Genomic DNA, 3,185 nt, shown 5'->3' on the forward strand with positions numbered 1-3,185 from the left:
CCCATTGCGTCCGAGTGGTCCGCGACAACAAGCCAATCGAGCGGTCGTGACAGCTTCACGCGCAATCCATGCGACGTGGTGACTTCCTCGCCACGCGCAAACCGATATGCATCGGCGGGACCAAGAACCACTCCGAACGCGCGCGCGTCCAGCGAGTTCGACGTGTGCACATGCGTATCGCCCCAGAGCGGACGTGTTGGGAAGTCTCGACCGGCATAAGGCGAGAAGGCGTCCGGCGCCGGTTCGCCTATGTCTTCTGCCGACAAGGTCATCTCGCCGACCTGACCGCCTTCTTCTTGGGCAACGACGGCTGGTACGAGAGCTGAGGTGGCAATGAGCGCAAGTGGAAAAGTGCGAAAGAGGCGCATTAAACTCTCCGTGCTGTTGAAGGTCGAAATTTAGTTGGTCGAGGGCTCGTAGGGATCGGGCGTTCCCGGTGGGATCGGCGGGTATTCTTGAAACGTTGCAAGGTGCTTTTGCAACTGTGGCAGCGCCTTCTCTACGGCCCAGGTGTAGGGAAACAGCACGTTGTCGCGCTCGTGTGGATCGTTCAGCAGATTGTAGGCGCGGGGCGTGTCGAAGCTCTCTGTTGGGCTGAAGATCGTGGCGTTTTCTTTGAACAGAACCTTCCAGTCGTTCCACTTCACACCAAAGATCTGGTCTCCCATGTAGACGATAACACCTTCGCGGTTCGACTTCGGCTGATTGCCGAGAAAGAACTCGGACTGGTCGATCCCGTCGAAGGCCCGATCGGTTGGCACTTCGCCGCCCGCGAATGCCGCGAGAGTAGGAAACAGATCCATCGAGTGCACTACGTCATTGCTCTCGGAACGCGCCGGGATTTTACCCGGCCATTTGATGGCGAATGGCACGCGCAGGCTGCCTTCCAGGCTTGTGAACAGCGTCCCGCGCCAGGGGCCGGCGGTCCCTTGAATGGGCGGGGTTGGCGAAGCGTTCGCGTTCCCGATCGGCACCGCTTCGGGCCCATTGTCGGCCGTAAAGATCACAACGGTCTCATCGGAAACTCCCGCCACCTCCAACGCATCAACGATGCGACCGATGTAGTTGTCCGTCTGGCGAAGTATATCGGCCCAGACGCCCTTTCCGGTTGCACCATCGAACTCCTCGGAGACGATGTTGGGATAGTGGGTTTGCGTATAGGCTAAGTAGATGAAGAAAGGTGCGTCTTCCTTGCTCTTTGCTTCGATGAAGTCGATGGCCTTCTCCGTCAGGTCGCCGTCGATCTCGCCGCGATAATCCAAGTCATAGTCACGCGCCACGGTCGCCGGTGCGCCGGCAACGCCTTGCATGACGACGGGCTCTTCCATGTCGGCTTCGGCAAAACCAGGGAGTGAACGCCAGACCGTCACATCCGTTGTCTCGACACCATAAAACTCGTCGAAGCCTTGGTTCGTCGGATACCGCCCCTCGGACCAGCCGAGGTGCCATTTGCCGTACATAGCCGTGTTATAACCCACGTCCTTGAGCATCTCGGCCATTGTGATTTCCCACTGAGTCAGACCGTAGACTCCTCCTCCCAACGGGACTGTGTGGTTGCCGCTCCGGATGCCATAGCGCCCGGTCATGGTAGCCGCACGCGACGGCGTGCATTGGCTCTCGACGTTGAAATTCGTCAAGCGAAGACCTTCAGCTGCAAGCGCGTCCATGGCAGGAGTTGAAGTTCCACGAATAATTCCGCCGCCGTTGAACCCTGGTTCGCCCCAGCCAAAGTTATCGAGAAAGATGAAAACGATGTTGGGCTTTTCCTGCCCGTAGGCCACCGTTGATGCCATCAAGGCAACGAGAAACGAAATATTGCGTATGCACCCAGTCATCGAGGTCCCCAGAGAAAGTCGACCCAAGCCGCTCAAACTTGACCCAAGTCGTTTAATGCGGCGAGACTAAAGTTAACCTCGATGGCGGCTGAACCATTTCACGCCACGTAGTCAGAAATTCGAAGGACGGTCAAAAGATGACGACCCTGCGTTCCATGACGGTTGCCGAGGCGCTTGGCTCGGTGCCGGACTTGATCGCCTCCAAACTTGGAGACAGGGTCCTGGAAAAATCCCTCTCAGCAGCCGGACTGCCAGAAGACATCTCTTTTAGGGTTGGGCATTACATACCCGAGGTTGTGCTAAACAGGCTGCTGGACGCCGCCGCCCGAAGCGCCGGGGACGACCTTTTCGGTCTTACGTTCACAGACCACCTTTCGATAAAGGAGTACGGTGCTTGGGGCGACTATGTGCTCGAGGCACCGAATTTGTGGGCAGCCCTAAAGCGGGCCAAAAGCATCATGTACCTACACGCCAACAACGATCGATTGGAGCTCCGCGTCGGCGCGACCACCTCCTACTTTGAATACACGTTCGGCGAAAAAGAATTGCCGGGCTATCGCCACGTCGCCCTGGCGGCTTTAGGGCCCATGCTTAGTGTTCCACGCCATTTCAAAGGTCCAAATTGGCGTCCGGTTTCAGTTGGCCTAGACTTTGGTGCGGGCCGATCGAAGACGCGTTTAGAGACTGGGCTCGGGACGCGGGTTCGCTGCGGAGAAGCTTGCATCTCATTGGAGATGAAAAACAAAGACCTTTATGCGCCTAATCCCGAAGCGTTCACCCGCCGCACTACGCGCGGTGACGTCGTGCGAGCGTGCGGTGGAGGACCTCCACGTGGTCTCGTTCCATTTGTGGAGCAACTGATCATCCAAGGATTGGGAAACGACAAAACGAGCCTTGATGACATCGCCTGCCTATTGGCCACCAGCAAAAGGTCGTTTCAGCGTCAGCTTGATCAAGAAGGGACCAACTTCAGAGCCATATGCAACATCGCCAAGATGCGTCGCGCGGCTGAACTTCTTGTGGACACCCGGGATACTGTTACGGAAATCGCTATGCTGCTGAATTACTCTACACCAAGCCACTTCGCGCGCGCATTCCGTCAAGTCTACGGCATTTCCCCGTTTGAGTTCCGCTCGGTCCACGTCGCGAATGCGAACTGACCGCTTCGCCCTCCCTGCTGCCGTTCTCTGCGGCGTTCACGAAAGGCGGCTCCTGGCCGTTTGCCGCCAATGCGCATGTGGCCCTGCGATGCCGGGTGTCCGTCGTCAGAGTTTTCCAGAGAGGGTGAGGCGATTTCGTAACGAGGGCTCCGGTTTGCTTTCTGTTTGAGGTTATGCGGCAGCGCTGTCG

The 3,185-nt window shown here is 57.6% G+C and carries 3 protein-coding genes; 1 reads left to right on the forward strand and 2 read right to left on the reverse strand.

The annotated features are described in order from the left end of the window. Both BLR85_RS27950 and BLR85_RS27955 read right to left on the reverse strand, forming a co-directional pair. Nucleotides 1–368, reverse strand: a 368-nt coding sequence (locus BLR85_RS27950; RefSeq protein ID WP_139188617.1) for a DUF3604 domain-containing protein, incomplete at its 3' end; no start/stop codon positions are given. Nucleotides 369–398: 30 nt separating this feature from the next. Next, nucleotides 399–1,835 (reverse strand): arylsulfatase, encoded by a 1,437-nt coding sequence (locus tag BLR85_RS27955; protein WP_212635188.1) that lies wholly within the window; start codon nt 1,833–1,835, stop codon nt 399–401. Between the two features lie 137 nt (nt 1,836–1,972). Between BLR85_RS27955 and BLR85_RS27960 the strand changes: the two genes are divergently transcribed. Then, on the forward strand, nt 1,973–2,995 hold the full coding sequence (locus tag BLR85_RS27960) for an AraC family transcriptional regulator (protein ID WP_093165103.1): 1,023 nt from the start codon (nt 1,973–1,975) through the stop codon (nt 2,993–2,995). The last annotated feature ends 190 nt before the right edge of the window (nt 2,996–3,185 follow it).

Origin of the sequence: Aliiruegeria lutimaris, from assembly GCF_900099935.1 — a bacterium.
GTDB lineage: Bacteria > Pseudomonadota > Alphaproteobacteria > Rhodobacterales > Rhodobacteraceae > Tropicimonas > Tropicimonas lutimaris.